This window comes from Haloferax sp. Atlit-48N, from assembly GCF_003383015.2.
GTDB lineage: Archaea > Halobacteriota > Halobacteria > Halobacteriales > Haloferacaceae > Haloferax > Haloferax volcanii.
On sequence record NZ_CP137689.1, the window covers coordinates 155,930 to 182,612 of the forward strand.

The window sequence follows — 26,683 nt, forward strand, 5'->3', positions numbered from 1 at the left end:
ACCTATGGCTCCCGTCACGTTCGCCGGCGCGCTCGTCGGCGTCTCCCTCCTCGGTGCCGGTTGGTCCCGACTCAGCGCCGGTCGCCTCGAACGCCGAGACGTGTCCGTCCAGCGGTTCAGACAGCGAGTTCGAAGCAACTGGCTCTACGCCGCCATCCTGTTCGTCGGCGTCGTCTGGTGGACGAACGCGGACCGAGCGCTCCTCGCGGCCGTCGGCCTCCAGACCGACTGGCCGTGGGCGGCTCTCGGCTGGGCGCTCACCGGCGTCGGTGCCGCGGTCGTGGCGACCGTCTCGTACATGGGCGCGTTCCCGGTGGCGAGACGCGTGCGAGACGCCGATATGGGCGCGGGAGCGGCGGCCGCGAAGATGTTCCGCTATCAGCTCTTCATCGCGGCGCTCGTCTTCTGCGTGGTGACCGTGCTACACGTCGAATTCCGGGTCTTGGAGACCAGCGGCCTGCTCACCCTGCTCGCGTTCGCAGCCGCCGCGTACGCCTTTTCGGCACCGCTCGTGGGCGTCTCGCAGACGACGACGGTCCCCGACGACGCGACGCGCGAGCGACTCGACCGCCTGTGCGACCGCGCCGGTCTCTCGGTCTCACGGATTCGACTCCTCGACGGCGGCGGCCACCGCTCGGACCACCTCGTCCGCGGCCCGGTCGGTCGGAAGACGCTCTTTCTCACCGACTCGCTGCTCGACCGCTACGACGACGAGACGGTTACGGCGCTCCTCGCGGTCGACGCCGGACGGGTCGTTCGGTTCGTCTACGGGCTTCGGCTGTTCACCGTGACCGCGGCCGGTGCGTTCGTCTTCTGGGGCGTCGCGTGGTCGCCGTTCGGGTTCGTCCTGTCGTTCTTGACCTTCGCCGGAGTCGGCGTGATACTGCTCGTGACCGGCGAGTACGCGAGCAAGCGGCTCGTCTATCGGGCCGACGAGGCGGCGGCAGAACGGGTCGGCCGCGCGGCCGTCGCCGACGCGCTCGCCGCGACCGCCGACGAGGTCGATACCGGCCGCGCGGGGTCGTTCCTCTCGTTCGAGCCGTCGCTGGCATCGCGCATCGAACGGGTCCGAGACGGCTCCGGGGCGGACGAGACGGACGCGTAGGGACCGCTCCGGGGACCCGACGCTATCCTTCGACGAGGTGGTCGAGCAGGCGGTCGAACCGGTCGACGAACCGCTCGGGGAGCGACGGCGACACGTCGTCCAACAGCCGGGTCGTCCGCTCGGGGTGGGTGAGGACGAGCGTCACGCGGTTGTGCAGGTCGCGCTCCTTGCGGACCACGTCGCGTTCGACGAGGTGGTCGAGGTGCCACTCCAGCGTGCTGCGGGCGACGCCGATGTCGTCGGCCACGTCGTCGGGGCGGGCGTCGCCGTGTTCGAGGAGGTGGCCGAGGATGTCGCGGGCGGTCTCCCGGCGGACGAGCGCGAGCGCGCCGCGCTCCCACGCGTCGAACTCGGGGGGGAAGTAGTGCGTCCGTCCGTAGAACTCGGAGCGGCGGACCGTCTCGTCGGAGAGCAGTCTGCGGACGTGGTGTTGTACCTGGCCGGGAGCGAGGTCGAGCGCGCGAACGAGCTCGTTGAAATGGACTCCCGGGTTGTGCTTGATGTGGTCGGCGACGCGGGTTCGTGTCTCACTCATGGGTCGTTGACCCCCGCCTCGCGCTCGATGCTCCGGGCGTAGTAGATGGCCGCGAGGACGAGGCCGGCCATCACGAGGTCCAAGAGGTGTTCGACGACGTGGTGGTCGAACTCGGAGAGGACGCCGCCGAGCGTCAGCGCCGCGACGGCCGCCCGCGACGCGAACGCCAAGAGCGCCAGCGCGACGAGCAGGTGCGACCGCGTCCGCCGCCGGAGGAAGACGGCGACGCCGAGCGCGGCCAGCGTGACCGACGAGACGCCCGCGAGAACGACGACCGCGGTCATCCACGGACCGCCCGCTTGGACGTGCCCCGGAACGAGCGCGAGGTTCGACGGGGGCTCCATGTCCCCCGATACTGGGGGTTCGGACCTAAGGGAGGGTGCTCGTTCTCGATTTTCGGGAATCGGACTACCGCCGGTATTCGGCCCGCTCAGCGCCGAAACGGGCGGTCATCTCTCGCGGCCGCGAGACGGTGGATTCACCACCCCGCCGCCCCGAACGAGCGACATGAACACGCTCCGAATCGCGGGCGGACAGGTGCTCCGCCCCGACGCGACGGTCGAGGACGCGGACGTACTCGTGGACCGCGACGAGGGAACCATCCTCGACATCGGCGCGGACCTCGACGCCGACGCCGACGAGACGCTCGACGCCGAGGGCTGTCTCGTCACGCCCGGTCTGGTGAACGCCCACTGCCACGTGGCGATGACGCTCCTGCGCGGCTACGCCGACGACAAGCCGCTCGACGCGTGGCTCCGCGAGGACATCTGGCCCGCGGAGGGCGCGCTCACGCCCGAGGACGTGCGCGCCGGCGCGGAACTCGGCCTCGTGGAGATGATTAAGTCGGGGACCACCGGGTTCGCGGACATGTACTTCCACGTCCCCGAAATCGCCGCCGCGGTCGAGGAGGCCGGCCTCCGCGCCCGCCTCGGCCACGGCGTCGTCACGCTCGGGAAGGACGACGCGGACGCGCGGGCCGACATCGACGAGAGCCTCGACGTGGCCCGCGAGTTCGACGGCGCGGCCGACGGCCGGATTCGGACCGCCGCGATGCCGCACTCGCTGACGACGGTCGCGGAGGAGTACCTCCGCGAGTTCGTCGCCGACGCCCACGACGAGGGCATCCCGGTCCACTACCACGCCAACGAGACGACCGACGAGGTCGACCCCATCGTCGACGAGCGCGGCGAGCGCCCGCTGTCGTACGCGAAAGACCTCGGCATGCTCACCGGCGACGACTTCCTCGCCCACGGCGTCCACGTCGACGACGCGGAAATCGACCTGCTCGCGGACGCGGGCACCGGCGTCGTCCACTGCCCGGCGTCGAACATGAAACTCGCCTCCGGCATGGCTCCCGTCCAGAAACTGCTCGACGCGGGCGTCACGGTCGGCCTCGGCACCGACGGCGCGGCCTCGAACAACGACCTCGACATGTTCGACGAGATGCGCGACGCCGCGATGCTCGGCAAACTCGCCGCCGAGGACGCCAGCGCCGTCGCCGCCCCCGACGTGGTGCGGATGGCGACCGCCGGCTCCGCCGCCGCCGTCGACCTCCCCGGCGGCGCGCTCGAAGTCGGCGGCGCGGCCGACCTCGCCGTCGTCGACCTCGACGCGCCGCATCTCACGCCCGCGAACGACCTCGTGAGCCACCTCGCGTACGCCGCCCGCGGCTCCGACGTTCGCCACACGGTCTGTGACGGGCGGGTGCTGATGCGGGACCGCGAGGTGCTGACGCTCGACGAGGACGCCGTGATGGCCCGCGCCCGCGAGGCGGTCGCGTCGCTCCGCGAGCGCGTCTGAACCCCCCGTCCGGCCCGCCGCCGCCTCCGACTCGCCGCCGTCTGGTCCGGTCGCACCGCCCTCCAGCCTGCTACCCGGCCAGCTCGATGCGCAGTCCGTCGTCGGTCACGCTGACCTCCATGCGCTCGAACGTCCGGTGGTACTGCGCGACGTGTCGGCCGTCGCTGTGGTCGACCATGATGGACTTCTCGAACAGCGACGCCTCGTGGAGCCGCTTGACCTCCCGGTAGGCCGTCGACAGCGGCACGTCGGCCCGACAGCTCAGCTCCTTGACCGTCAGCGGCTCGTCGGCGACGCGCAAGAGGTCCGGAACTGCGGGGGCGCTCATCAGGGCGAACAACTCCTGTTCGGCGAGCGTCTTGCCGTTATCTATGACGAGCATCGGCCCTCGGCGGTACAATCTCACGGTTGACACTTGTAGATTCGGGGGCGGCGACCGCCTTCGGTAGGGTTTTCGGACCCCTCTCCGAACCCACGGGTATGAGCGAACACTACGCTCCCGTCTCCGAGCACCTCGACGACGTCGAGGCCGCCCGGACGGAGGGACGACGCAAGATGGACTGGGCGCTCCAGCACATGCCCATCCTGCAAGAGCTCCGCGAGCAGTTCGAGTCGGAACAGCCGCTCGCCGGCGAGGTCGTCGGTATGGCGATGCACGTCGAGGCGAAGACGGCGAACCTCGTCGAACTGCTGGCGCTCGGCGGCGCGGAAGTCGCCATCACCGGCTGTAACCCGCTTTCGACCCACGACGACGTGTCGGCGGCGCTCGACGCCCACGACGCCATCACCTCCTACGCCGTCCGCGGCGTCGACGACGAGGACTACTACGCGGCCATCGACGCCGTCATCGCCCACGAACCGACCGTCACGGTCGACGACGGCATGGACATGGTCTTTACCATCCACGAGGAGTACCCCGAACTCATCGACACCATCGTCGGCGGGGCCGAGGAGACCACGACCGGCGTCCACCGCCTCCGCGCGATGGACGAGGACGGCGAACTGAACTACCCCGTCTTCGCCGTCAACGACACGCCGATGAAGCGCCTGTTCGACAACGTCCACGGCACGGGCGAGTCGTCGTTGGCCACCATCGCCATGACGACGAACCTCTCGTACGCCGGCAAGAACGTCGTCGTCGGCGGCTACGGCTACTGCGGCAAGGGCGTCGCCAAGAAGGCCGCCGGCCAGAACGCGAACGTCATCGTCACCGAGGTCGACCCCCGGCGCGCGCTCGAAGCCCACATGGAGGGCTACGACGTGATGCCGATGGAGGAGGCCGCGAAGGTCGGCGACGTGTTCATCACGACCACCGGCAACCGCGACGTCATCACCCGCGAGGACTTCGAGAACATGAAAGACGGCGTCCTGCTCGCCAACGCCGGCCACTTCGACATCGAAATCGACCTCGACGCGCTGTCGGACCTCGCGGTCGACGAGTACGAGGCCCGCGACGGCGTCGACGCCTACGAACTCGAAGACGGCCGCCGCCTGAACGTCCTCGCCGAGGGCCGCCTCGTCAACCTCGCGTCGCCCATCGCGCTCGGCCACCCGGTCGAGGTCATGGACCAGTCGTTCGGCGTGCAGGCCGTCGTCGTCCGCGAACTCGTCGAAAACGGGGACGACTACGACGCCGGCGTCCACGACGTGCCCGACGAACTGGACCGCGAAGTCGCCGAAATCAAACTCGACGCCGAGGGCATCGAGTTCGACTCGATGACCGACGAACAGCGCGAGTACATGGGTAGCTGGGCCCACGGAACGTAAGCCGACCCGCGCTCTCTCTCGTTTCTCACAGCCGCCGCGCGTCAGCGACCGCGTTCGGCCCACTCGCCGGCGTTAGTGCGCGGCCATCTCCGAGAGGACGTTGACGCAGTAAATCCCGGCGAGGATGAGAAGCAGGCCGACGACGCCCGTCAGGTCGACCGGTTCGTCGAACACGACGACGCCGATGGCCGCGACGCCGACGATGCCCAGCGCGGCCCACGTCCCGTACACCACACCGATGGGGAGCTCTTCGAGCGTCAGCGAGACGAGGTAGAACGCGAGACCGTAGCCGACTACCACGCCGAGGCTCGGCACGGGCTTGGAAAACCCCGCGGACAGTTTGAGCGCGGTCGTTCCGACGAGTTCCGACGCGATTGCGCCGGCGAGTAACACGTACGGGTTCATGTCCGTCGGTCCCGCCACGACCCGGATGAGCGTTCTGCAATCGCCCGCCACTTGCGGTTCGTTGCTCGCGGCCGGCCAAGAAACATCAAAATACTAACTTGTGGGCGAGGGAGTCCCGCCTATGACCGAACTCGGGGAACTCGGCCTGTCGAACTACGAGGAGAAGGCGTACCGGACGCTCCTCGTCACGGGAGCCGCGACGGCCGCGACCGTCTCGGACGCGAGCGGCGTCCCGAACGGCCGGGTCTACGACGTGCTCAACGGGCTTCGGTCGCGCCGACTGGTCCGCGCGCAGTCGACCCAGCCGACGCGGTACGCCGCCGTCGACCCGGGCGCGGCGGTCGAGCGACTGCTGGCCGAGCGCGCGGCGGAACTGCGCGAGGAGTGGACGCGATACCGCGACGTGGCCGACGCGGTCCGGTCGAACCTCCTGCCGACGCCGCCGGCGGACGGGAGCGTCTGGCTCGGCCGCCTCGGCGGCGACGAGATGCGGACGGCGATGCACGAACACGTCCGGGCGGCGACCGAGTCCGTCTCCGCCGCGGTCGGCCCGCCGTACGAGCGGGCGTCGTGGGAGACGCTCAGAACCGAGTTCGACGCGTTCTTCGAGGGCGCTCGCGACGACCTCGACGTGTCGCTGCTCCTCAGCGACCCCGTGCTCGACTCGCTTCCCGACGAGTTTCGGGGCCTCGTGGCGTCGAAGCCCCAGACGGTTCGAATCCGCGTCCTGCCGCACCTGCCGGTCTCGTTCGACGTCGTCGACGGGACGGTCGCGTCGGTCGACATTCCGCACCCGCAGTCCGCCGCCGACCGCCTCGGCGTCGTCGTGGTGACGGACGCGGGCGTCGTCGACGAGTTCGACCGCCAGTTCCGGGCGCTGTGGGGGGACGCCGTCCCGCTTTTCGAGTGACGCCGCGCATCTCGTCTGCGCTCCCGGACGCCGGTCGCCCCATTTATCACCGCCCGCGGCCGACTCCCGACCATGTCTTCGAACAGAAAGGGAGACCGACGCGAGCGCGAACTCGTCAACGCTCTCGACGAGGCCGGCTTCGCCGTCATGCGCGCGCCCGCCTCCGGGAGCGCGACGACGCGCGAACTCCCCGACGTGCTCGCGGGCAACGGCGAGGTGTTCTACGCCATCGAGGCGAAGGCCTCCAGCGGCCGCCCCATCTACCTGAGCGGCGAGGAGGTCGAAGCGCTCGTCTACTTCTCGCGGAACTTCGGCGCGAAGGCTCGCATCGCCGTCCGGTTCGACCGCGAGGACTGGTACTTCTTCCACCCCGGCGACCTCTACGTGACCGACGGCGGGAACTACCGCGTCAAAAAGGAGACGGCGCTGGCGGAGGGCGAGGACTTCGAGTCGTTCACCGGCGGCCCGACGCAGACCAAACTCGGCGGCGACTGAGGTCGCGACGCGATTTTCCGCGCTCGCTCACGCCCGAGCGAGCCGCTCGCCGAGCGAGTTCGCGCCCACGAAGCCGCGCTCGACGCGGCTGAGCCGCGAGGCGGGGAACCGGTAGGCGTGCAGTTCACCGAGGTCGGAGAGACCGGCGTTCACCGGCAGCGAGTCGAGATAGACCGCCTCGAACGTCGGTTCGTGGTCGCCGTAGTCGGCGTTCGTCTCGTACGCCGAGACGAGGGTTCCCGTCTCCGTCGGCGTCTCGTCGGCGCGCGTGCCGAGCGCCCGCGTGACGACGAGGAGGCCGCCGCTCTCGCGGTCGCGGACGAGGTCGCCGGCGCGGTGGTCGTGGTCGCGACAGAGCTGCGGCCCCGTCGCGTCCATCGGAACGAACGTCTCGTCGCCGCAGACGGCGCAGGTGGCGCGCCGGCGGCCCGGCGGCGGGACCTCGCCGCGGGTGATTTCGATGGCGACCCGGCGGAGGTGCTTACAGCGGGCGTGCCGGATGGCGTTGTCGGGACAGGTGCAGGTGCGCGCCTCCACGTCGACGACGTAGGTGCCGCCGTCGGTCTCGACGACGTAGCGACCGTCTCGGAGCGGCCGGACGGCCATCGGTTCGACGCGGGCGCGGCGGGCGCGCCCGGACAGTCCGTCCGACGGAAGCGTTGTCTTGCGGCGCACCGGGCGGCGAGTCGACGCGGGTGTGTGTGCGATGTGCGTCATGGTGGTGCGGGATTCCGACCCTCCCAGCGGCCGTTCGGGGTCGGTTTCCGTCACCTGCGTGTAGGTTCTCGAACGACCTAAACCCTCGTTTCGTGTGGAAAATCGGGCGCGTGAGTGGCTCTCGTCGGGCATCCGCCCATCGAAGACCTTTTAGAACGGCCGCGGATACGTCGTCGCATGGCTATCGAAGCGGAGATGCGGCGGAAGATTGCCGTCTCCATCGTCGCGGTCGGGGTGTTTATCGCCCTCATCGTCGGCATCGGTGCGACCTACAACCAGAGTGGACTCGTCTCCACCGGCGGGCTCGCACTCGTCGGCGCTATCACGGCGTTCGTCCTCGTGATGGCTGGTATCGGCGTTTGGCTGTCGCGTTCTTCCTAATCCGGCTGGTCGGTTTCGACGACGGGTTCGCCGTCGCGCGGGCGCTCGACGCGCAGCGGCGGCGCTCGCGGGTTGGCTACGTCGTCAGCACGGACTCCGTCAGTCGGCGGCTTCGTCGGTGGCGTCCGCGTCCGCGTCGTTCGTCGCCGTCTCGAAGTAGTTCATCGGGTGCTCGATGGTGTCACAGCGGTCGTCGCGGTTCACACAGAGGTCGTACGCCTGCATCGTCTCGCAGGTCGGCGGCGCGTACTGCGACCCGCTCGAATCCGCGAGGACGGTCGCCCGCTTCTGCAACGCCTCGGCGGTTTCGTCGCCGACGACGCCCCCGACCTCCTCGGGGTCGAGGCCGACGCCGACGAGGAACGCCGCGAGCGCGAACGCCGCCTCGTTCGGGAGCGACTCGCCCTCTCGCGCCCGCGCCAACAGCGCCTCGACGCAGGGCGGGAAGTGGTCGGGGTCCACCGCGTCGACGTAGACGGCGTTGACCGCGCCGCGGTCCGAAAGCAGGTTCCGCAGGCGCTCGACGTGGGGTTTGAGCGCGTCGGCGAGGCGGTCGCCCGCGTCGCTGCCGCGGACGGCGAAGGGAAGCCCCTCGGCGACCCGGCGGCGGACAGCCTCGCGGAGCAGCTCCGAGAGCTCCTCGCGGGTGACGCGGACCGCGCCGTCGGCCAGCGAGCGGTTGACGAGTCGCCAGTCAGCGCCCCAGTCGGTGTCGGAGTAGGTGAGATACGGCCCCACGTCGACCCAGTAGTGGGCGGGCGCGCGGCGGCTGTTGCGGGTCCGGTTCGACTCGGCCCGCACCGCGCCGTCGAGGTCGAACTCGCGGAGGAAGTCGTCGAGACTCGCGCGGGCCTCGCCGTGGACGTCGTCGTCGCCGGCGTCGAAGTCAGCGAGCATGCGCTCGTAGGCCGTGTCGGCCTCGGCGCGGGCGTACTTGTCCACCGCCGCGGGCGTCTCGACGAGCGAGACGATGATGCGCGAGATGGGGTACGAAAGCAGTTCCGTCTTGGTCTCCCGCGGGTAGGCCTCGTCGGGGTCGGGTTCGACGGTGCCCTCCATGAGGGCGCGTTCGACGCGCTCGACGCCACGCTCGACGGCCGGGGCGTCCTCTGCGACGAGCGTCGCGATGGCGACGTCCGCCGATTCGACCGCCTCTCTGGCCGCGGCGAAAAACGGGTATCGGGCGTGGAGCGGGCGCATCCGCATACCGCCACGTTCCGGGTGCCCACCGATAAACGCGACGGATTCGGCGGTGGCGCACGGGTCGCGTGACCCCGTCACAGACCCCGCCGCGACGACGGCGCATCACACAACCTATTACCGACCACTTCCTCAGGCTCTCACGTGCCGCACTTCGACTACCCGTGTCCGGACTGCCGCGCCACGACCAGTCTCCACGACGCCGACTGTCGCTTCGAGGGGACGCCGTGGGTCGAAGTCGAGCGGGCTTACGTCGACATCGTCTCCGTCCTCGCGGGCGGCCCGTGCGACGAGGAGACGCTCCGCCGCGAAGCGCCGGGCGAGTGGGGGCCGCTTCAGCAGGCCGCGCTCCGCCGACTCAAGCGCGACGAGCGGGTGTCGGACGCGAACACGGGCGTTCTCCGACTGCGCACCGCCGAGGAGTTCAGAGAGGAGGTCTCGGAGCCGACCCGGGAGCCGATGCGGACGCTCCACCAGTACGGGAGCGTCCCCGGCTGTCACGACAACGCCGTCTTCGCCATGATAGCGTGGTACGAGATGGTCGGCCTGTCGTGGCCCGAGACGCGCGAAAACGTCGTCAACTGGCTCCGCGACACCGGCGCGTGGGACCGCGGCGGCTTCGAGGAGGCGACGCCCGCCGAACTCGTCGAGAAGAAGCGCCACGTCTACGAGGCGGGCTACGGCTGGAAGGAAAAGGCCGTCTCGGCCAAGCGCGTCATCGACCGCTACCGCTCTTGAGTCGACGCCGCGACCGAACCGCGTCATCGCGGCCGACGAGTCGGGCGGCGCGGTCGCTGACCGCTGAGAATCGAGAGAAACGAGTGGGACGGCTCGGTGGTCGGACAACGACGCGGCCGCCGAAACGTCCGCTCAGTCGCTCTGGATGCGCGGGGCGAGCATGTACGTGATGGTGCCCATCCCTTCTGCGATTTGGTAGTGAAGCTTGACCGGGAACTCCTCGCCGAGTTCGACGGTGACCTCGGCGTCGGTCGGAATCGCCTTGTTCATGTCTTTGAGATAATCGAGCGAGAACAGCGAGTCGGCCGCGCCGGCTTCGATGCTGATGAGGTCCGCCGGGGGAAGCGACAGGTCCACGTCGTCGGTGTCGCCTTCGGCCTCGATGTGGAACGTCTCTTCGGCGCCGTCGACGCGGAGGCGGATGTGGTCCGAAACCATGTCGGCCGCCTTGATACCGCGGTCGAGGTGCGTCCCTTCGAGGACGATGTTCGCTGCGAGGTCGAGGTCCGGGATGTCGGGCTCCTGGCGAATCGAGTCGGGGTCGATGAGCGCGAGCGTGTACGACAGCCCGTCGATGCGGATGTTGAGCTTGCGCGTCTCCTCGTCGAGCGTGAGGTGGATGAGGTCGCCCGAGCCCGCCATCCCGGCGACCTCTTCGAGGCGAGAGAGGTTGACGCCGATGACGCCGCCGTCGGCTTCGTAGGATTCGAACGCCGCCGCGTCGAGCGTGAGGTCCACCATGCCGACGTTCGCGGGGTCGACGGCGCGGATGGAGAGACTCTCCTCGTTGAGTCGAATCTTACACTCGTCGACGAGGACGCTCACGGAGTCGAGCGCGTCCCGGAGCGTCGCGGCGCTCACGATGGCCTTGAACATATGTGCCGTCGTACGACAGCGGTCTTAAAAATACTCCTGATTTGGACTCACCGCAATATGATGTTCGCACGCTCTCCCGCGTGCGCGCTCCCGCGAGCACCCCACCGCTCCCCTCGGCTCCCCATGGGTGTTGTTGTCACTGCCTTCGTACATAGCTAATCCGACGATTTCGAGGGTTTCGGGCTTCAAAGCACTCAAATAGCTGATTGTGTAACTCCAGACCATGGCGAACGAGGAGACGAAGCCAGCCGCCCGCCGACGAGGTGCCGAGCGATGACCGACGCCGCCGATGTCGATGTTGACGCCGACGCCGACGCGACTACGACCCGCGTCGCCTTCGTCTGCGTCCAGAACGCCGGCCGGAGTCAGATGGCGACGGCCTTCGCCCGCCGGGAGCGCGACGAGCGCGGCGTCGGCGACCGCATCGAGGTCGTCACCGGCGGCACCGACCCCGCCGACCATGTCCACGACGAGGTCGTCGAGGTCATGGGCGAGAAGGGGTTCGACCTCGCCGACGAGACGCCCCGCGCAATCGAGCAGGACGAGATTATGAACGTGGATATCGTCGTCACGATGGGTTGTTCGGCCGAGGGCATCTGTCCCATGACGTGGCGCGGCGACGCCCGCGACTGGGACCTCGACGACCCGGACGGCCGGGACCTCGATGCGGTCCGGGCGATTCGCGACGACATCGAGGGGCGCGTTTCGGCGCTGTTCGACGAACTCGCGGGTTAGCCGAACAGCCGCTCTCGGAGCGACCGTCGCCGGGGGCGCTCGGCCAGCAACACGGTCGTCTCGAGGTCGTCGAGCACGGACAGCGCCAGCGACCCGCCGACGAGTCGGGACAGCAGGCCGGTCTCCGTCGCGCCGACGAGGACGAGCGACTTGTCCGCCGCCGCCTCGCCGATGACGGTCTCCACGTCGCCCGTCTCGACCAGTTGCTCCACTCCGTGTAGGTCGTGTTCCGCGACCCACTGTTCGAGGAACTCCCGACCGGCCGCGACCTCGTCAGCGACGTGCAGCACCGAGATGTGCGCGTCGGTCGTCGCTTGCAGCGCTCGTGCGACCTCCGCGGAGAGGTCAGACGAGTGCCCGCCCGCCGTCGGGAGCAGCACCTCGCTCGGGTCGAACTCCTCCCCGTCGAGGACGACCACGTCGCACGGGAGGTCGTGCGTCAGTTCGTCGAGCGCGCCCTCGACCCGTCCGCCGGCGAGTTTCGCGCCGCTGTGGCCCATGATGACCCGGTCGACGCCGTGTTGGCGCGCCGCGTCGAACACCTCCGCGAGCCCCTCGTGGGAGAGAATCGTCCGCGTGTCGACCGGCACGTCCAGCTGTTCGACGTCGGCTCGCGCGTCGGCCATGAGCCGTTCGGACGCCTTCGAGATGCGGTCGCGTTGGTCGGCCGCGGCCGCCAGCGAGGTCTGGTCCGGGACCTGAATGACGTGGGTCGCGAGGACCCGCCCGCCGTCGAACTTCGCGAGCGCGGCCGCGAGCGTCACGAGCGCCCGCTCGGTTCGGGGGCTCGAAACCGCGACCATCGTCGTCGTCGCGGGCGCGTCGTCGATGCGACCCGACCCGTTCGGCGCGACCGTCGCCGCGGCGTCGACGACCGTGTTCGGTAGCTCGTCGCCCCGAGAGAGGATGTGCCGACCGAGAAGCCCCTGTCTGTCGGCGTTGTTGCGTGCGTACACGAAGTACCAGACCACGGCACCGACGACGAACAGCCCCGAAAGCAGGAGCTCTTCCCCGCCGACGAACGCCAGCAGTCCGAGCGAGAGCGCCATGCCGACGAGCGGCGTAACCGGGTACAGCGGCACGGTGAACGCCGGGTCGTACTCCGGGTCAGTCTCCCGGAAGACGATGAGCGCCGCGTTCATGAGCGCGTAGACGACGAGGTGGAGGACGCTCGCGGCTTTCGCCAACACCTCGATGTCTCGGCCGAGCGCCGCGATGAAGAGGATGATGACGGCACCCGTGACGAGAATCGACCGGTAGGGCGTCGCGTAGTTCGGGTGAATCTCGTTGAGCCAGTTGGTGACGATTCGGTCCCGGCCCATCGCGAAGTTGATTCGGGCCGACGCCAGAATCGACGCGTTCGCGCTGGAGGCGGTCGCGAGGAGCGCGCCCAGCGTCACGACGGTGACGGCGAGGCCGGCCAGCCCGCCGGGGAACGCGAGTTGCGTCGCCTGCGTCAGCGGCGCGCTCTGGCTCAGGTCCGGCCACGGCACCACGCCGAGCATGATGCTCACGAGAATCGCGTAGAGGACGGTGACGATGGCGACGCTCCCGATAACCGCCAGCGGGAGGTTCCGGCCGGGGTTCTTCAGCTCCTCGGCGACGGTCGCAATCTTCGCGTAGCCGAGAAACGAGACGAACACGAGCGCCGTCCCCGGCAGGATGGCACCGTAGCCGAACGGCGCGATACCGCCGTCACCGACGAGCGTTGCGACGTCGAACGACAGCCAGCCCTGGACCGCGAACAGGGCCAGAATCGCCAACAGGACGGTGACGATGACCGTCTGTACGCCGCCGGTCTCCTTGGCACCGATGTAGTTGACGCCCACGAAGACGGCCCCGGCGACGAGCGCGCCGACCTGCACCTCGTTGAGAAAGAGGAACTCCGGCATCGGCACGAGCGTCGCGAGGTACTGCCCGAAGCCGATGCTGTAAAACGCGGAGGCGAACGCCAGCCCCATCCAGTCGCCGAGGCCGGCGATAGAGCCGAACAGCGGCCCGAGCGCGCGGTTGACGTAGTAGTAGCCGCCGCCGGCTTTCGGCATCGCGGTGCCGAGTTCGGAGACCGAAAGCGCGTTCACCAGCGCGATGAGCCCCCCGACGACGAACGAGGCGACGACGACCGGGCCGGCGGTGCTGGCCGCGACGCCGGGTAGGACGAAGATGCCCGCGCCGATCATCGTCCCGATGCCGATAGTCAGCGCCGACAGGAGGCCGAGGTCCTTCGCGAGTTCCTCGTCGCTCATCCGTTGGCCTCCGTGCTGGGACCCTCGCTCCGTCGCTTCGGAACCCGCTGTTCGGGTCGGAGCGCCGCGCTGTCGGCCGTCTCGGTGACGTTCGTCTCGTGCATAGTCGCTACCCGGTTGTGTAACGATATAAGTTCTACCTTTTCACTTCGAATTCGAAAATAGAAATGGATATAATTTCTAAGAACGAAATCCCCGTGGGTCATCCGTCTCCGGGCTGGCTCGTCTTCGCGGTCCCTCACGGGCCGGTACGGGGCCGTCCTCACCTCGCGGCTCCTCGGTCGAGCAGTTCCGTCTCGCAAGACGGGCGTCGTCCAGACAAGCCTTATATGAAAACGCGGGGTAGCTAACTTCGCAAACCGAAACGCGACACAGTCACCGATGCCATATCGCAACACCGACCACCGGCTCGACGAGATTGACCGCCGCATCCTCTACGCCCTGATGGACGATGCGCGTAACACGTCCGCCAGCACGCTCGCGGCGGAGGCCGGCGTCTCCGGAGCCACTATCCGGAACCGAATCCACAAGCTCGAAGACTCCGGCATCATCCGCGGCAGCACCGCGCAGGTCGATTTCGAACTCGCCGGCGGGAAGCTCACGAACCTCTATCTCTGCGACGTTCCCGTGACCGAACGAGAGGCGCTCGCTCACGAGGCGCGGGCGATTCCGGGCGTCATCAACGTCCGGACGCTGATGACCGGTCGCCGCAACCTCCACGTCCTCGCGGTCGGCGAGAGCACCGGCGACCTCCGGCGCGTCGCGCGGTTGCTCACCGACATCGGCATCCACATCGAAGACGAAGACCTGCTCGAAGAGGAGCTGTTCGCCCCCTACGGCCCGTTCGACCCCGACGACGGCGGTCACGCGCCCGAAGCCAACGATTTCATCAGCCTCACCGGCGACGCGAGCGTCGTCGAGGTCCCCGTGCAGTCCGACGCGCCGATAGCCGGCCTCACGCTCGAAGACGCCTCCGAGCGGGGGATTCTCGACGACGAGACGCTCGTCATCGCCATCGAGCGGGGCGACCGCGAACTCACCCCGCACGGGGACACGGTCATCGAGCCGGACGACATCGTGACGGTTCTCTCCCGCGCCGGCGGGGACGCGGATGCGGACGCGCTGTCGGCGTTCCGCGGTCCACAGACGGAGTCGTCTCCGGGCTGACTTCGGCGGTGTCGCGTCCGCGGTCCCCGCGCTGGCAGCCGCGCCGCCCCGTCTCCGGGCGCTATCCGATGTGCCTTTCCGGGCTGACCACGTCACACCCGATATGAACGCGAATTCGCCGGCTGTTCCCACGCGGAACATCACGGGCAGTTCAACGAGGTAAGTATGGCACGGAAAGACCACTACTACAACAAGGCCAAACAGGAGGGCTACCGCGCCCGCTCGGCCTACAAGCTGAAGCAACTCGACGGCGACGCGGGTCTGTTCGGTCCCGGCAACACCGTCGTCGACCTCGGTGCCGCCCCCGGCGGGTGGCTCCAGGTCGCCTCCGAAGAAGTCGGTGACCACGGCAAGGTCGTCGGCGTCGACCTCCAGCGAATCCGCGGCATCGACCGCGACAACGTCCAGACGATTCGCGGCGACATGACCGAAGACGAGACGAAGGAGGAACTGACGGCCGTCATCGGTGAGCGCGGAGCCGACGCCGTCGTCTCCGACATGGCACCGAACATGACCGGCGAGTACTCGCTTGACCACGCCCGCTCGGTCTACCTCGCCCGACAGGCGTTCGAGGTCGCACAGGAGCTGTTGGCGACCGGCGGCGACTTCGCCGTGAAGGTGTTCGACGGCCCCGACGTGGCGGACCTCCGCGCCGACATGGAACGGGAGTTCCAGTACGTTCGGTCGATGCGCCCCGACGCCTCCCGCGATAGCTCCTCCGAGCAGTACCTCGTCGGCAAGCACTTCCTCACCGCCCCGGTTCGGAAGGGCGACGAACTCGACGTGGAAATCGTCGACGTGGGAAGCGAGGGCGACGGCATCGCCAAAGTCGAGGAGTTCACGCTGTTCGTCTCCGGGACGGAGGCGGGCGACACGCCGACGGTCCGCGTCACCGACGTGAAACCGCGGTTCGCGTTCGCTGAACCAATCGACGAGGAAGACTGAGACGACGACTGCGCGCCGATTCTCACGTCGGTTTCCGCGTCGAGTCCGGCGCGTCCCGTGCCCGCCCGCGACCGCGCCGACGGCTCCGCGCCCGCCGCAATTTGTGTCTAACTTCGGGCAACCATTATCCGTGTTTGACACGACTCTGCTCGTGTCACCCATGTCAGCAGATACGACGACCACCGAGTCCCAACCGTTGTTCACCGGCCTCCCGTCGGGTATCGTTCCGTACGTCGCCATCCTCGGGGCGTTGGCGTCCGTGTACGCCCACCTCTCTCTCGCGCCGGTGTTGATGCAGTTCGACCAGACGCAGGCGATTCTGTTCGTCCTCGCGGGCGTCGGCTTCCTCGCGGGCATCGCCGTCTACCTGAGCAAGTTCTGGCGGCGCGAGTTCTACCTCGTCGCCATCGCGTTCGCGCTCGCTCAAATCGCGGCGTGGGCCGTCATGAGCGGGCGAGTCAGCGAGATGGCGATTCTCTCGAAGGGCGGCGAGGCTGTCTTCAGCGCCGCGGCGGCGTACCTCTATCTGAGCGACTCGCCCGAGACCGACGGGGCCGCCTGAGCCACGTCCCGCGTTCGACCCGTCGCCCCGCCGTCTCGACGTTCTGGCGGTCCGCCGCCCCGTCGCATCTTTTCACTCAACGACCACGAGGTCGAGTCGGAGCCCCGTCCGGCAGCCCTTCCAACCGCCGCGACAGGCCCCGGTGGCGAGGATGTCGCCGAACGACGTGTAGGTCCCGCAGTTCGGACAGCGAATCCCCATCTCCATCCCGTCTCGCTCGGTGAGCCTGTGGCGGTGCTCGTCGGCCATACATCGTGTGGTATGCTACCAAAAGAGATAAGCCGTCCGTCGCCCCGGCCGGCGTCTCAGTCCGCGACCCAGCCGTCGGTCGAGGACTCGTCGTCGCCGCGGAGGAGCGCGACGGTCCCGTAGACGAACGGGGTGTCCACGATTGCGATGAGGAGCTTCAGGAGGTACTGCCCGACGGCGAGGCCGACGAGGACGTTCCACGGGAGCACGTCTCCGATGCCGAGGACCGTCGGCGCGGCGTAGAACCCGACGCCGACGAAGATGACCGTGTCGATGGCCTGACTCGTCGCCGTCGAGACGATGTTGCGGAGCCAGAGGAGCGAGCCGTCGGTCAGCTCGCGGATGCCGTGGAAGACGACGACGTCCCAGTTCTGACTCACGAGGTACGCGAGCAAACTCCCGGCGACGACGTTCGTCCCCGACGAGAGCACCGTGGCGAACTGCGCGGCGAACTCGGGGTTCGCGGCGGGCGCGGCGATGGTGCTCCAGACGAGGCCGAGGAGGACGAAGTTCATGGCGAAGCCGACGTTCACCATGACCTGCGCCGCCCGGCGGCCGTACAGTTCGGAGTAACAGTCGGACGCGAAGAAGGTGAGCGCGTACGCCAGCGCCGCTCCCGGCATGAGGATGGCCGCGCCGACGAACGGGAGTTCGCCCACCGCCGACGGCAGGGGAATCGAAAGCAGTTTCGACGCCGTCAACTGCGCCGTCGTCAGCGCGGTGACGAACAGGCCGACGAGGGCGACTTGTCCGATGGCCGAGCGCCCCTCACTCATCTTCGACGAGGCGGTTGTGTCGGTCGTCGATTTCGTCGAGGATGTCGAGCGTCTTCCGGATGGACGCCCGAACCGCATCGCTTCGGTTCACGAACTTCTTGTCGTCGCCGACGTGCTCGTCTAAGTCCGCGAGCAGTTCGTCGGGTATCTCGACGCTTATCTTGGCCATACTCGGGGATTCTCGTGAGAATACTTAACGCCTTTTCAACGGCCTCAGCGGCGATATCTGGCGCGTCTTCGCGTCGTCGAGTCGACGGGGTCGTGACGCCCCTCGCGGGTGCGCCGCGCTCACTCCGCCGCGCCGCGGGCGGGCGAGAGGTCGCGCCGGCCGCCGACCGTCAGCACGAACAGGACGCCGAGACCGACGCCGTAGGCCGCCATCAGCGGGAGCGTCACCATGAACATCGTCGTGATGCTCGCGGGGGTGAACACCGCCGAGATGGCGAGGATGAACACCGTGACCTCGCGCCAGCGATTCCGCATCATCCGGTAGCTGATGCCGGCGGTGTTGAGAAGCACCATCAGGATGGGCACGTCGGCGAGGAGGCCGATGCCCGCGGTGGTGAAGAAGATGAGCCAGAAGAAGTTGGTGATGCGGTAGGAGATTATCATGTTCGCCGCGAGCGCGTCTTCGACGAGGAACGTGATGACCGTCGGCGCGACGTAGGTGTAGCCGAGCGCGAAGCCGCCGAGGAGGCCGCCGGCGAGCGCGCCGGTCCACACGAAGACCGTCCGGCGACGCTTGCGGATGATGTTGCGCTCGCGGAGCGCGGGCCACACGAAGTACGCGACGAGCGGGAGCGTCGCCAGCACGGCCAGAATCGTCGAGAACTTCACCTCGAAGATGAGCGCCTCCATCGGGTGGAGCGCGACGACGTTGAGGACTTCCTCGGGTCGCACGGCGGCTGGCAGTCGGCCGAGGAAGTCGTCGTACACGTCCCTGATACCGCCGGTGTAGAGCCAGCCGAACGTCGTCGCGAGGACGAGCATGAACCAGCCGACGACCCAGAACGCCCGCGAGGTGAGCGAGTCGACGATGAACGCGATGTCGGTGTAGTAGCCGCCGATGTCGTCCTCGTCGGTCTCGCCTTCGGTCAGTTCGGAGACGAACGCGCCGCCCGCGCGGGTCGTCCGGTCTTCGAGTTCGCCCGGTTCGTCTTCGGCGTCGGCCGCTTCGGCCTCGCGGTCCGCCTCGGCCTCGTCGAATCGGTCGATGAGCGCCTGCGCTTTGGCCTTGTCCCCGTCGTCGATGGCGGCCGACGCGAGGGCCATCACCTCGTCTTCTTCGAGGTCTGCGAACGCCTCCGGCGGCGCGGCGCGGACGCCCGCCACGTCGAGCGCCGAGAGGTCGAGTTTCGTCGGGTCACCGACGCCGACTTCGGTCCGTTCGAGTCGCTCGATGTCGCGGTAGACGAGGTAGGCGAGTCCGAACGCGAGGCCGACGACGCCGCCGGCGACGACGAACGCGCCCAACGCGACCCCCGAACCGGGAGCGAGGAACACGTAGTCGCTGCCGATTGCGGCGAGGCCGTCGTTCGCGAGTTCGACGCCGCCGTACTCGTAGAAGGCGTAGACGAGGAGGCCGCCGACGACGCCGACGCCCGCGAGGAGGTTCCAGTGGGTTGTCGCGGTCGATTTGACGTCCATCTTCTCGCTGCCGCGTTTGGCCGTGACGACCACGCGAGCGAGATAGAGGCTGAAGGCGTACAGCGAGATGACGGGCACCGCCCACATGATTTGGGTGAACGGGTCCGGCGGGGTGAACAGCGCGCCGAAGGCGAAGATGCCGACGATGGCGTGCCGCCACTTGTCGCGGAACAGCTCGTAGGGGACGATTTCGGCGTATGAGAGCCCGGTCATCGCGAGCGGGAGTTGGCTCGCGAGGCCGAACGAGAGCGTGAGCAGGAAGATGAACTGCGCCCACTTCACGATGGAGTAACTCGGCGTGAAGCCGGCGGAAATCGCGTTCTGCGCGAGGAACGCGAACGTGAACGGGAAGAAGACGAAGTAGCCGTAGGCGACCCCCGCGGCGAACAGCGCGACCATCGTCAGTCCGATGAGCGCGAGTTTCCACGGCGCGACGGGCGATTTAGGCCACGCGTCCCGCGCTTTCAGCGCGTCCCGCGAGACGTAGATAAACGGCGGAAGCGCGAACAGCACCCCCACGACGAGACCGATTTTGGCCTGCAAGAGAATCACGTCGAAGGGGGTCTGGGCGATGATGCTGACGTTGCCGGAGACGCTGGCGTCCATCTGCGCCTTGGTCACGCCACGGAAGAACTCCCAGACGTAGAGTCGGAGCGCGTAGAACGTGCCGAGGAACCCGACGAGGAAGACGATAAAGACCTTCTGGAGGTCTTTTTGCGCCGCTCGGAGCATCGCACCGGCGGTCTCGCGGCCCGCCGCGATGGTCTGTTGGGTGTCCTCGTCGAGGGCGCTGGACATACGTACGTGGCGAAAGCAGTCTGGCGGTTATCAATCTTTTTCACCGCGGGCGTGAGTTCGGCTCCCTCGGCGCGCCTCCTCGGGGCGATGCGAAAAGACCTATAACTGGCCGGAAGCGTAGGACACCTGAATGGCGGACGAGGAGCGTGACGCAGGGCTCTCTGCGGCCGACGACGAGACGGACGCCTCGGACGACACCGACCAGCGCTCGTCCGACGGCGACGCCGACGACGCCGACGACGCGTCTTCGTCGTCCGACGGTCCGGTTTACGGTCGAGTCACCCCGCGAGACGAGACCGTCACCCATGGGTCTGACGACGACGCTTCTGCCGACGCTGCTGCCGAGACGGCCGACGACGGCGACGACTCCGATTCCGATACCGACGCGGCTCCCGACGACGCGGATGATTCAGCTACCGGCTCCGACGCCGACTCTGACGACGAACCGCGTCTCCTCGCGGACGACGAACACACGTCGCACGTTCCCGAGGGGACGTACGACGATTCGAGCGACGAGTCGGCTGACGACGCCGACCCGGACGCGGCGGCCGACGGCGCGAGCCCGGCGCTGACCGGCGAGGACGAGATGGGCGGTGTGGCCCCGTCGTCCGTCTCCGCCGAGGACGCCGACTTCGACGACCCCGAGTTCGAGAGCGACGACTTCGACGACGAGGACGCCGGCGGCCTCGTCGGCGAGGCCCCCGAGAGCGACCAGGAGATGCCGCTGACCGCGCACATCGAGGAGATGATTCGCCGGTTGGCGGTCGTCCTCGGCGTCGCCGGCGCGATTACGCTCGTGCTGTTTCCCGGCGCGGACATCCTCAACGCGCTCGTGGACACGCAGGCCGCCTTCGGCGTCCACATCCCGAGCGCGACCGACGTCATCAACTTCCTCTGGAACTCCCACATCCCCGGCGCGGAGACCATCGTCGACCGCCGGCCGCGGCTCTACGGCCCGCTCGAACTCATCCTCACCAAACTGAAGGTCGCCGGCCTCGCCGGGACCGTCATCGGCCTCCCCGTGTTCGTCTACGAGACGTACCTGTTCATGCGCCCCGGTCTCTACCCCAAAGAGCGCAAGTACTACCTCGCGGCCGTCCCGACGAGCCTCGTCCTCGCGCTCGTCGGCGTCCTCTTTGCCCACTTCGTGGTGCTGCCGGCCATCTTCGCGTACTTCACCTCCTACACCGAGGGGACCGCGGTCGTCGCGTTCGGCCTCAAGGAGACGTTCAACCTCATTCTCATCCTGATGGGCTACATGGCGGTCGTCTTCCAGATTCCGCTGTTCGTGGAACTGGCCATCATGATGAACCTCGTCACCCGACGGTGGCTCGAAGACCGCCGCCTGCTGTTCTGGGGCGCGTTCCTCGGCCTCGCGTTCCTCGTCAGCCCCGACCCGACCGGGATGGCCCCCATCATCATCGGCGCGACGATGATTACCCTGTTCGAGGGGACGCTCGCGGCCTTACGCTGGACCGGGAACTGACCGGCGTCTCGTTTTCCTCCCGTCGCTCCCTCGGCCGGGTCGTTCTGCCTCGCTTTCAGCGACGGCCGCCCGTTCAGAAGACCTATGTCATAATGATTGAAATAGTGACACGATGGCCGACCTCGTCGCCCTGTCTGCGGTCGCCCTCCCGCTCTGGTTCGCCGTGAGCGTCTGGGCCGGCATCGACGCGACCAGACACAGTTCGCACAACGCCTTCCTCTGGGGCCTCTCGGTGTTCGTCGGCGGGATTCTCGGCTTGACGCTGTACCTCAACCTCGGGCGCGACGAACCCGGGGTGGGCCGCCGCGCGGGTCAGTCGCGGTCGCCGGACGGCATCTCTTCCGCCCGTACCGAGACCGTCTCCTGTCCGAACTGCCACTCGCTGGAGGAAGCCGACCGGGATACCTGCCGTTTCTGCGGCGAGTCGCTGTAACGCGCCGAATCTCCCCGAGACCGCGGGGAATCACACTGCGTCCGACGACTCCGTCGCCTTCCGATTCTCGGCCGCGACCACTCCCTCGACGCGCGTCTTCAGCCCCTCGTTCATGGCGACGAATCCCGCCCGGGTTTGCTCGCCGACGAACCGCAACAGGAGTCCGGCGAGGACGCCCGAGAACGTCTCCGCGTGTTCGAACCGGGTGCGCTCGCCGCCGTCGAGCGGTTCGAGGCGGAACCGGTGTTCGCCGTCGAACAGCCCCGGAACCACGAGGTGGCCGACCCAGCGCAGTTCGCGGTGCTTCTCGCAGTGGGTCACGTCGGGTTCGAACTCCGATTCGCGCCCGCCCGGCGGTCGCAGGTGGACGGTGAGCGTCGCGCCTTCGTTCGGCCGCCCGGCGATTCGCATGAACGGGTTCCATTCGGGGTAGCGGTCGAAGTCGACGAGCGCCTCCCACACCCGCTCGGGCGGGGCGTCTATCTCGATGCTCGTGACGAGTTCGTGTGCCATACCTAACAGTTGGGCGGCCGAGACCGTGAATCTCGCGCGGAACGTTCATTGCCGGTGAGGAGAGAGACGGACGTATGGCAACCCTCCTTCTCGCCAGACACGGCGAGACGACGTGGAACCGCGCCGGGCGCGTACAGGGGTGGGCCCCTGTGTCGCTCACAGAGCGCGGCCGCGAGCAGGCCGACGCCCTCGCGCGCCACGTCGCGGACAGCTACGAGGTCGACCGCCTCGTCTCCTCCGACATCGAACGCGCCCAAGAGACCGCCCGCCCCGTCGCCCGCGAGCTCGGCCTCGAACCCGTCCTCGACTCGGCGTGGCGCGAGCGCGACGTGGGGTCGTTTCAGGGGCTCGAATTCGACGAACTCACCGACCGGTACCCGCAGTACTTCCTTTCGGCGGTCGGCGCGCCCGCCGCCCGCGAGCGCCCTCCGAGCGGCGAGAGCCTCGTCGAGGTCCGCCGCCGCGTCCTCAACGCTCACGAGGGACTCGCCGACTCGCTCGACGCCGACGAGACGGTGCTCGTCGTCAGCCACGGCGCGCCGATTCGGCTGTCGCTCGGTGAGGTGAAGGGCCTCGACATCGTCGAGACGATGCTGTCGCAACCGCTCGACAACGGCGGCATCTGCGAGTTCGAAGTCGAACTGAGAAACGACGGCGACGAACCGCTCGTCCACGTCGTCGCCGAGAACGAGACGCGATTTCTGACGGCGTAAGCGTTCTGCGGTCGATTTTCGGCGCGGTCGCGGCGCTCGTTTCCTCGCGGTTCCTTACTTCCGCATCGGTTCCTTACTTCCGCATCGGATAGTCCTGCGCGAACACGTCGTCCACGAGGAGGTCGTCGTCGCCCGCGTCGGCGTCCGTCTCCGCCTCGGCCCCGGGGCTGACGCTCCCGGTCCGGTAGCCGTGGAGGTCGAGCGTGACGTGGTCGAAGCCGGCGTCCTTCAGGTGGTCGCGGGCGGCGCGGACGAAGTCGGCGTCGAGGGCGCGGTCGAGTTCCTCCGGCGCGACCTCGATGCGGGCGAGGCCGTCGTGGTCGCGGACGCGGAACTGCTCGAAGCCCCACGTCCGGAGAATCGTCTCCGCGCGCTCGACCCGCGAGAGCCGTTCCTCGGTGACTTCGAGGCCGGTCGGAATCCGCGAGGAGAGACAGGCCATCGAGGGCTTGTCTGCGACCGACAGGTCGTAGTCGTCGGCGATGGCGCGGACCTCCTCTTTCGTGATGTCGTGGGCCAAAAGCGGCGACAGCACCTCTAACTCCTCGACGGCGCGGAGGCCGGGGCGGTGACCCTCGCCGGGGTCCGAGGCGTTGGTCCCGTCGCAGACGGCCTCGATGCCGCGGTCGCGGGCGGCCTCGTACATCCGGCCGAGGCGCATCGTCCGGCAGTGGTAACACCGGTCGTCGTCGTTGGCGACGAAGTCGGGGTTGTCCAACTCGGAGAACTCGACGGTCAGGTGTTCGATGCCGATTTCCTCGGCGACGCGCTTCGCGTCGTCCAACTCGGCGTCCGGCAGGGTCTCGCTTTTCGCGGTGCAGGCGACCGCGTCGTCACCGAGCGCCTCGTGGGCGAGTGCGGCGACCACGCTGGAGTCCACGCCGCCCGAAAAGGCGATGAGGACGCTCTCGCGCTCCGCGAGCGCCTCGCGTACTGCGTCGGCCTTCGCCGCGACGTCTCGCTCGCTCATGGCCTCCTTTCCCGGCCGACGGGCAAAAGCCCCTCGCCCCCGGCGCGAACGACCGCGAAGGGCGCACGCGCCGTCGAATCGGCCGCGACAGGCGCTCCCGCGTCGACGCGACCCGCCCGTCGTCCCGGAGTCACCACCCCGCGACTTTTTGTCCTATGCCGCGATAGGTCCGCCCGAATGGACTTCGAGACCATCCCGGGCGTCGGCGAGAAGACGGCCGCCGCGCTCGCGGAACTCGACGACGCCGAGCGAGCCCTCACCGACGGCGACGTGGCGGCGCTCGCGCGGGCACCGGGGCTCACCGAGGGCAGGGCGGCGGCCATCGCCCGCGGCGCGATTCGCCGCGACCACGACGACCCCGGCGGCTTCCTCGCCACCGACCGCGCCTCGGAAATCTACCGCGACGCGCTCGGTCTCTTGCAGGCGCGGACGGTCACGACGTACGCCGAGAAGCGACTGGAGACGCTGTTTCCCACCGGGTCGGCCTCGCGCATCGAGGAGGTCCGGGCGTTCGCCGCCGACGCGACCGACCTCGACCCCGACCCGGACGTGCTCGCGGCGCTGTCGGGCGTCGAACCCCTCGCGGACCCGACGCCGCGTCGCGTCCGCGAGCGCTGTATCGCCACCGCCGACGCGGAGCGCTACGCCGCCGCCAAGGAGGCGTTTCCCGAACTCTCAATCGAGGTCGTCGAAGACGGCCGCGACATCGCCGAACTCGCGCGGTCGTACTCGACGGTGGTCGTCCTCGACGAGTCGTTCGCCGGCATCGACGTGGACGGTGACGTGCGCGTCCTCCCCGACGCCGCCGAGCGGACCGACGAGGTCGTCCCCGAGCGACTGCTGGCCTTCTTCGCCGCGAACCGCGAGGCCTTGGAGGCGGCCGCCGCGGTCCACGAAGCGGCCGAACTCGACCCGCCCTGCGACCTCGCCGCCCTCCGCGACGCCCTGTCCCGACTGGCGGACGACGGGACCGTCCTCGGAGACGACGAACTCGAACGCCTCTCGAACGCGGTGGACGACCTCGACACCGCCGTCTCGACCGCCGAATCGGTCGCCAACGACCGCCTCCGCGACGTGATTCGCGAGCGCGACGTGACCATCGAGGGGACCGACTTCCTGTCGCTCGTCGAGCAGGGCGCGCGCGTCGACTCCCTGCTGTCGCGCGAACTCGAAGACGAGTTCGACGAGGCGCTTTCGGCCGCCCGCGACCACCTCGTGGAGTCGCTGTCGCTGCGCCCCGGCGAGGCCGACCTCACGGAGCGGGTGTTTCCCGACGACCCGTCGTTCCCGCTCGGCCACGACGAGGAGGCGGTCGGCCGCCTCCGAACCGAACTGAAGGCCGCCCGCGACCGCCGCGCCGCGAAGCTGAAAGCCGGTCTCGCCGCCGACCTCGGCGAGCTGCGCGACCCCGTCGAGACGCTGGTCCGCGACGCGCTCGAACTCGACGTGCGCCTCGCCGTCTCGCGGTTCGCCCACGATTTCGACTGCGTCTTCCCCGAGTTCACCGGCGCGGCCGGAAACGACGGTGCCGGCTCGTTCGCCATCGAGGCCGGCCGCTCGCCCCTCCTCGACGTGGACTTCGCGGACGTCGACCCCGTGGACTACGAGGTGTCGGGCGTCACGCTCCTCTCGGGCGTCAACAGCGGGGGCAAGACCTCGACGCTCGACCTCGTGGGCCTCGTCGTCGTCCTCGCGCACATGGGGCTTCCCGTCCCCGCCGAGTCGGTCCGCCTCTCGCGGTTTTCCGAACTCCACTACTACGCCAAGTCGCAGGGCACCCTCGACGCCGGCGCGTTCGAGAGCACGCTCCGCGACTTCGCCGCGCTCACCGACGGCGCGGCCGACCGCCTCGTCCTCGTGGACGAACTGGAGAGCATCACCGAACCCGGCGCGTCGGCCAAAATCATCGCCGGCATCCTCGAAGAACTCGCGGAACAGGGCGCGGCGGCCGTGTTCGTCTCCCACCTCGCCGGCGGCATCCGCGAGGCGGCGGACGTGTCGGTCGCGGTCGACGGCATCGAGGCCGTCGGACTGGAAGACGGCGAACTCGTCGTCAACCGCTCGCCCGTGAAGGACCACCTCGCGCGGTCGACCCCGGAACTCATCGTGGAGAAACTGGCCGGCGAGAACGAGACGAGTTTCTACGGGCGACTGCTGGAGAAGTTCGACTGACGCGGCCGCCAGCGCCAACACACGATTTATCTTAACACGCCGACAACTTCGCCCGTGCCCTCCGATTCGCTCTCCCCCGAGGAACGACAGCAGTACGACCTCGTCTACCACGCCACGAAGAACGCCATCTGGGACGTGCTCGGAACCGCTGTCTATCTGCTGTTTTTGCTGTTCGGCGGGTTCCTCGTGCTGTCCGTCTTCGTGCTTCCGGCGCTGAGCGCGCTCTCGCGGACCGGCGGGACGCCGGTCGTCCTCGGTATCGGCGCGGTCGGACTGATTCTGCTCGTCGCCATCGGCTACCGAATCGTCCGGCTCCTTCAGTAAGTGACGTACCGGCTCGCG

At 68.6% G+C, this 26,683-nt stretch carries 30 protein-coding genes; 16 read left to right on the plus strand and 14 right to left on the minus strand.

The genetic code is table 11. The annotated features are described in order from the left end of the window. Positions 1–4: 4 nt before the first annotated feature. Positions 5–1,105, plus strand: coding sequence for a peptidase (locus DEQ67_RS00855; RefSeq protein ID WP_115860619.1), 1,101 nt, complete (start codon positions 5–7; stop codon positions 1,103–1,105). Positions 1,106–1,127: 22 nt separating this feature from the next. Here the strand turns inward: DEQ67_RS00855 and DEQ67_RS00860 are convergent, their stop codons facing one another. Together DEQ67_RS00860 and DEQ67_RS00865 are read right to left on the minus strand one after the other, a co-directional pair. Next, positions 1,128–1,640 carry a winged helix-turn-helix transcriptional regulator gene (locus DEQ67_RS00860; RefSeq protein ID WP_004045277.1) on the minus strand — a complete coding sequence of 171 codons (513 nt, stop codon included), beginning with the start codon at positions 1,638–1,640 and terminating at the stop codon, positions 1,128–1,130. After that, positions 1,637–1,984: a DUF7471 family protein gene (locus DEQ67_RS00865; RefSeq protein ID WP_004065614.1), complete on the minus strand. Its 348-nt coding sequence runs from the start codon at positions 1,982–1,984 to the stop codon at positions 1,637–1,639. Before DEQ67_RS00865 ends, DEQ67_RS00860 begins: the two co-directional genes overlap by 4 nt. Before the next feature lie 163 nt (positions 1,985–2,147). Here DEQ67_RS00865 and DEQ67_RS00870 point away from each other — a divergent pair, with 163 nt between their 5' ends. Next, positions 2,148–3,440: an amidohydrolase gene (locus tag DEQ67_RS00870; RefSeq protein WP_115860617.1), complete on the plus strand. Its 1,293-nt coding sequence runs from the start codon at positions 2,148–2,150 to the stop codon at positions 3,438–3,440. A gap of 70 nt (positions 3,441–3,510) precedes the next feature. Here the strand turns inward: DEQ67_RS00870 and DEQ67_RS00875 are convergent, their stop codons facing one another. Next, on the minus strand, positions 3,511–3,822 hold the full coding sequence (locus DEQ67_RS00875; RefSeq protein WP_004045280.1) for a helix-turn-helix transcriptional regulator: 312 nt from the start codon (positions 3,820–3,822) through the stop codon (positions 3,511–3,513). Between the two features lie 98 nt (positions 3,823–3,920). On the opposite strand from DEQ67_RS00875, the gene DEQ67_RS00880 reads away from it, so the two are divergent. Next, complete coding sequence (locus DEQ67_RS00880) at positions 3,921–5,207, plus strand: adenosylhomocysteinase (protein WP_006600786.1); 1,287 nt, start codon at positions 3,921–3,923, stop codon at positions 5,205–5,207. A gap of 72 nt (positions 5,208–5,279) precedes the next feature. Here DEQ67_RS00880 and DEQ67_RS00885 read toward each other — a convergent pair whose 3' ends face one another. Then, complete coding sequence (locus tag DEQ67_RS00885; protein WP_115802708.1) at positions 5,280–5,612, minus strand: DMT family transporter; 333 nt, start codon at positions 5,610–5,612, stop codon at positions 5,280–5,282. A 121-nt stretch (positions 5,613–5,733) separates the two neighbouring features. Here DEQ67_RS00885 and DEQ67_RS00890 point away from each other — a divergent pair, with 121 nt between their 5' ends. Beyond that, a complete protein-coding gene (locus DEQ67_RS00890) occupies positions 5,734–6,522 on the plus strand; it encodes a TrmB family transcriptional regulator (RefSeq protein ID WP_115802045.1) in 789 nt (262 codons plus the stop codon). A 72-nt stretch (positions 6,523–6,594) separates the two neighbouring features. Then, positions 6,595–7,017 carry a Holliday junction resolvase Hjc gene (gene hjc, locus DEQ67_RS00895; protein WP_004045284.1) on the plus strand — a complete coding sequence of 141 codons (423 nt, stop codon included), beginning with the start codon at positions 6,595–6,597 and terminating at the stop codon, positions 7,015–7,017. Between the two features lie 27 nt (positions 7,018–7,044). Here the strand turns inward: hjc and DEQ67_RS00900 are convergent, their stop codons facing one another. Continuing rightward, positions 7,045–7,692 (minus strand): SWIM zinc finger family protein, encoded by a 648-nt coding sequence (locus DEQ67_RS00900; protein ID WP_006600785.1) that lies wholly within the window; start codon positions 7,690–7,692, stop codon positions 7,045–7,047. A gap of 219 nt (positions 7,693–7,911) precedes the next feature. Between DEQ67_RS00900 and DEQ67_RS00905 the strand changes: the two genes are divergently transcribed. After that, positions 7,912–8,115 (plus strand): DUF7472 family protein, encoded by a 204-nt coding sequence (locus DEQ67_RS00905; protein WP_004065604.1) that lies wholly within the window; start codon positions 7,912–7,914, stop codon positions 8,113–8,115. A gap of 99 nt (positions 8,116–8,214) precedes the next feature. Here DEQ67_RS00905 and DEQ67_RS00910 read toward each other — a convergent pair whose 3' ends face one another. Beyond that, positions 8,215–9,315, minus strand: a complete 1,101-nt coding sequence (locus tag DEQ67_RS00910; protein WP_115860811.1) for a DNA primase — start codon at positions 9,313–9,315, stop codon at positions 8,215–8,217. A gap of 144 nt (positions 9,316–9,459) precedes the next feature. Between DEQ67_RS00910 and DEQ67_RS00915 the strand changes: the two genes are divergently transcribed. After that, positions 9,460–10,053: a DUF7474 family protein gene (locus tag DEQ67_RS00915; RefSeq protein WP_004065601.1), complete on the plus strand. Its 594-nt coding sequence runs from the start codon at positions 9,460–9,462 to the stop codon at positions 10,051–10,053. Positions 10,054–10,185: 132 nt separating this feature from the next. Here DEQ67_RS00915 and DEQ67_RS00920 read toward each other — a convergent pair whose 3' ends face one another. Beyond that, complete coding sequence (locus DEQ67_RS00920; protein WP_004065599.1) at positions 10,186–10,929, minus strand: DNA polymerase sliding clamp; 744 nt, start codon at positions 10,927–10,929, stop codon at positions 10,186–10,188. A 273-nt stretch (positions 10,930–11,202) separates the two neighbouring features. Between DEQ67_RS00920 and DEQ67_RS00925 the strand changes: the two genes are divergently transcribed. Continuing rightward, complete coding sequence (locus tag DEQ67_RS00925) at positions 11,203–11,664, plus strand: low molecular weight phosphatase family protein (RefSeq protein WP_115860615.1); 462 nt, start codon at positions 11,203–11,205, stop codon at positions 11,662–11,664. Here DEQ67_RS00925 and DEQ67_RS00930 read toward each other — a convergent pair. Then, positions 11,661–13,910 carry an amino acid permease gene (locus tag DEQ67_RS00930; protein ID WP_115891743.1) on the minus strand — a complete coding sequence of 750 codons (2,250 nt, stop codon included), beginning with the start codon at positions 13,908–13,910 and terminating at the stop codon, positions 11,661–11,663. The two genes, DEQ67_RS00925 and DEQ67_RS00930, sit on opposite strands and share 4 nt — an antisense overlap. A gap of 381 nt (positions 13,911–14,291) precedes the next feature. On the opposite strand from DEQ67_RS00930, the gene DEQ67_RS00935 reads away from it, so the two are divergent. The 3 genes from DEQ67_RS00935 (at position 14,292) to DEQ67_RS00945 (ending at position 16,584) form a co-directional block, all read left to right on the plus strand. Then, positions 14,292–15,077, plus strand: a complete 786-nt coding sequence (locus DEQ67_RS00935) for an Lrp/AsnC family transcriptional regulator (protein ID WP_004065591.1) — start codon at positions 14,292–14,294, stop codon at positions 15,075–15,077. 165 nt (positions 15,078–15,242) lie between these two features. Continuing rightward, positions 15,243–16,022 carry a 23S rRNA (uridine(2552)-2'-O)-methyltransferase gene (locus DEQ67_RS00940; protein WP_115802046.1) on the plus strand — a complete coding sequence of 260 codons (780 nt, stop codon included), beginning with the start codon at positions 15,243–15,245 and terminating at the stop codon, positions 16,020–16,022. A 160-nt stretch (positions 16,023–16,182) separates the two neighbouring features. After that, on the plus strand, positions 16,183–16,584 hold the full coding sequence (locus DEQ67_RS00945) for a DUF7475 family protein (protein WP_004045295.1): 402 nt from the start codon (positions 16,183–16,185) through the stop codon (positions 16,582–16,584). A gap of 72 nt (positions 16,585–16,656) precedes the next feature. Here DEQ67_RS00945 and DEQ67_RS00950 read toward each other — a convergent pair whose 3' ends face one another. The 4 genes from DEQ67_RS00950 to tatCt form a co-directional block, all read right to left on the minus strand. Further along, complete coding sequence (locus DEQ67_RS00950) at positions 16,657–16,833, minus strand: hypothetical protein (protein ID WP_004065585.1); 177 nt, start codon at positions 16,831–16,833, stop codon at positions 16,657–16,659. Positions 16,834–16,889: 56 nt separating this feature from the next. Then, positions 16,890–17,609 carry a queuosine precursor transporter gene (locus DEQ67_RS00955; RefSeq protein WP_004045297.1) on the minus strand — a complete coding sequence of 240 codons (720 nt, stop codon included), beginning with the start codon at positions 17,607–17,609 and terminating at the stop codon, positions 16,890–16,892. Next, complete coding sequence (locus tag DEQ67_RS00960) at positions 17,602–17,778, minus strand: ribbon-helix-helix domain-containing protein (protein WP_004045298.1); 177 nt, start codon at positions 17,776–17,778, stop codon at positions 17,602–17,604. Before DEQ67_RS00960 ends, DEQ67_RS00955 begins: the two co-directional genes overlap by 8 nt. A 119-nt stretch (positions 17,779–17,897) precedes the next feature. Continuing rightward, complete coding sequence (gene tatCt / locus DEQ67_RS00965) at positions 17,898–20,054, minus strand: Sec-independent protein translocase protein TatCt (protein WP_004065582.1); 2,157 nt, start codon at positions 20,052–20,054, stop codon at positions 17,898–17,900. A 130-nt stretch (positions 20,055–20,184) separates the two neighbouring features. On the opposite strand from tatCt, the gene tatCo reads away from it, so the two are divergent. After that, positions 20,185–21,540, plus strand: coding sequence for a Sec-independent protein translocase protein TatCo (gene tatCo, locus DEQ67_RS00970; protein WP_115891744.1), 1,356 nt, complete (start codon positions 20,185–20,187; stop codon positions 21,538–21,540). A 112-nt stretch (positions 21,541–21,652) separates the two neighbouring features. After that, entirely contained in the window at positions 21,653–21,973 is a 321-nt protein-coding gene (locus tag DEQ67_RS00975; protein WP_115860611.1) for a hypothetical protein, read from the plus strand. Between the two features lie 30 nt (positions 21,974–22,003). Here the strand turns inward: DEQ67_RS00975 and DEQ67_RS00980 are convergent, their stop codons facing one another. After that, positions 22,004–22,486 (minus strand): SRPBCC domain-containing protein, encoded by a 483-nt coding sequence (locus DEQ67_RS00980; RefSeq protein ID WP_115802049.1) that lies wholly within the window; start codon positions 22,484–22,486, stop codon positions 22,004–22,006. Between the two features lie 74 nt (positions 22,487–22,560). Here DEQ67_RS00980 and DEQ67_RS00985 point away from each other — a divergent pair, with 74 nt between their 5' ends. After that, entirely contained in the window at positions 22,561–23,199 is a 639-nt protein-coding gene (locus DEQ67_RS00985; protein WP_004065573.1) for a histidine phosphatase family protein, read from the plus strand. Positions 23,200–23,272: 73 nt separating this feature from the next. On the opposite strand, the gene larE is transcribed toward DEQ67_RS00985, so the two are convergent. Then, on the minus strand, positions 23,273–24,169 hold the full coding sequence (gene larE, locus DEQ67_RS00990) for an ATP-dependent sacrificial sulfur transferase LarE (protein WP_004065572.1): 897 nt from the start codon (positions 24,167–24,169) through the stop codon (positions 23,273–23,275). Positions 24,170–24,346: 177 nt separating this feature from the next. On the opposite strand from larE, the gene DEQ67_RS00995 reads away from it, so the two are divergent. Then, positions 24,347–26,341, plus strand: coding sequence for a MutS-related protein (locus DEQ67_RS00995; protein WP_115891745.1), 1,995 nt, complete (start codon positions 24,347–24,349; stop codon positions 26,339–26,341). Between the two features lie 54 nt (positions 26,342–26,395). After that, entirely contained in the window at positions 26,396–26,665 is a 270-nt protein-coding gene (locus tag DEQ67_RS01000) for a hypothetical protein (RefSeq protein ID WP_115891746.1), read from the plus strand. The last annotated feature ends 18 nt before the right edge of the window (positions 26,666–26,683 follow it).

Excerpts from the sequence above, each read along its gene's own strand:
- DEQ67_RS00855 (WP_115860619.1), top strand. The coding sequence starts at position 5 with ATGGCTCCCGTCACGTTCGCCGGCGCGCTCGTCGGCGTCTCCCTCCTC.
- DEQ67_RS00860 (WP_004045277.1), bottom strand. The coding sequence starts at position 1,640 with ATGAGTGAGACACGAACCCGCGTCGCCGACCACATCAAGCACAACCCG.
- DEQ67_RS00865 (WP_004065614.1), bottom strand. The coding sequence starts at position 1,984 with ATGGAGCCCCCGTCGAACCTCGCGCTCGTTCCGGGGCACGTCCAAGCG.
- DEQ67_RS00870 (WP_115860617.1), top strand. The coding sequence starts at position 2,148 with ATGAACACGCTCCGAATCGCGGGCGGACAGGTGCTCCGCCCCGACGCG.
- DEQ67_RS00875 (WP_004045280.1), bottom strand. The coding sequence starts at position 3,822 with ATGCTCGTCATAGATAACGGCAAGACGCTCGCCGAACAGGAGTTGTTC.
- DEQ67_RS00880 (WP_006600786.1), top strand. The coding sequence starts at position 3,921 with ATGAGCGAACACTACGCTCCCGTCTCCGAGCACCTCGACGACGTCGAG.
- DEQ67_RS00885 (WP_115802708.1), bottom strand. The coding sequence starts at position 5,612 with ATGAACCCGTACGTGTTACTCGCCGGCGCAATCGCGTCGGAACTCGTC.
- DEQ67_RS00890 (WP_115802045.1), top strand. The coding sequence starts at position 5,734 with ATGACCGAACTCGGGGAACTCGGCCTGTCGAACTACGAGGAGAAGGCG.
- hjc (WP_004045284.1), top strand. The coding sequence starts at position 6,595 with ATGTCTTCGAACAGAAAGGGAGACCGACGCGAGCGCGAACTCGTCAAC.
- DEQ67_RS00905 (WP_004065604.1), top strand. The coding sequence starts at position 7,912 with ATGGCTATCGAAGCGGAGATGCGGCGGAAGATTGCCGTCTCCATCGTC.
- DEQ67_RS00910 (WP_115860811.1), bottom strand. The coding sequence starts at position 9,315 with ATGCGCCCGCTCCACGCCCGATACCCGTTTTTCGCCGCGGCCAGAGAG.
- DEQ67_RS00920 (WP_004065599.1), bottom strand. The coding sequence starts at position 10,929 with ATGTTCAAGGCCATCGTGAGCGCCGCGACGCTCCGGGACGCGCTCGAC.
- DEQ67_RS00925 (WP_115860615.1), top strand. The coding sequence starts at position 11,203 with ATGACCGACGCCGCCGATGTCGATGTTGACGCCGACGCCGACGCGACT.
- DEQ67_RS00930 (WP_115891743.1), bottom strand. The coding sequence starts at position 13,910 with ATGAGCGACGAGGAACTCGCGAAGGACCTCGGCCTCCTGTCGGCGCTG.
- DEQ67_RS00935 (WP_004065591.1), top strand. The coding sequence starts at position 14,292 with ATGCCATATCGCAACACCGACCACCGGCTCGACGAGATTGACCGCCGC.
- DEQ67_RS00940 (WP_115802046.1), top strand. The coding sequence starts at position 15,243 with ATGGCACGGAAAGACCACTACTACAACAAGGCCAAACAGGAGGGCTAC.
- DEQ67_RS00945 (WP_004045295.1), top strand. The coding sequence starts at position 16,183 with ATGTCAGCAGATACGACGACCACCGAGTCCCAACCGTTGTTCACCGGC.
- DEQ67_RS00950 (WP_004065585.1), bottom strand. The coding sequence starts at position 16,833 with ATGGCCGACGAGCACCGCCACAGGCTCACCGAGCGAGACGGGATGGAG.
- DEQ67_RS00955 (WP_004045297.1), bottom strand. The coding sequence starts at position 17,609 with ATGAGTGAGGGGCGCTCGGCCATCGGACAAGTCGCCCTCGTCGGCCTG.
- DEQ67_RS00960 (WP_004045298.1), bottom strand. The coding sequence starts at position 17,778 with ATGGCCAAGATAAGCGTCGAGATACCCGACGAACTGCTCGCGGACTTA.
- tatCt (WP_004065582.1), bottom strand. The coding sequence starts at position 20,054 with ATGTCCAGCGCCCTCGACGAGGACACCCAACAGACCATCGCGGCGGGC.
- tatCo (WP_115891744.1), top strand. The coding sequence starts at position 20,185 with ATGGCGGACGAGGAGCGTGACGCAGGGCTCTCTGCGGCCGACGACGAG.
- DEQ67_RS00975 (WP_115860611.1), top strand. The coding sequence starts at position 21,653 with ATGGCCGACCTCGTCGCCCTGTCTGCGGTCGCCCTCCCGCTCTGGTTC.
- DEQ67_RS00980 (WP_115802049.1), bottom strand. The coding sequence starts at position 22,486 with ATGGCACACGAACTCGTCACGAGCATCGAGATAGACGCCCCGCCCGAG.
- DEQ67_RS00985 (WP_004065573.1), top strand. The coding sequence starts at position 22,561 with ATGGCAACCCTCCTTCTCGCCAGACACGGCGAGACGACGTGGAACCGC.
- larE (WP_004065572.1), bottom strand. The coding sequence starts at position 24,169 with ATGAGCGAGCGAGACGTCGCGGCGAAGGCCGACGCAGTACGCGAGGCG.
- DEQ67_RS00995 (WP_115891745.1), top strand. The coding sequence starts at position 24,347 with ATGGACTTCGAGACCATCCCGGGCGTCGGCGAGAAGACGGCCGCCGCG.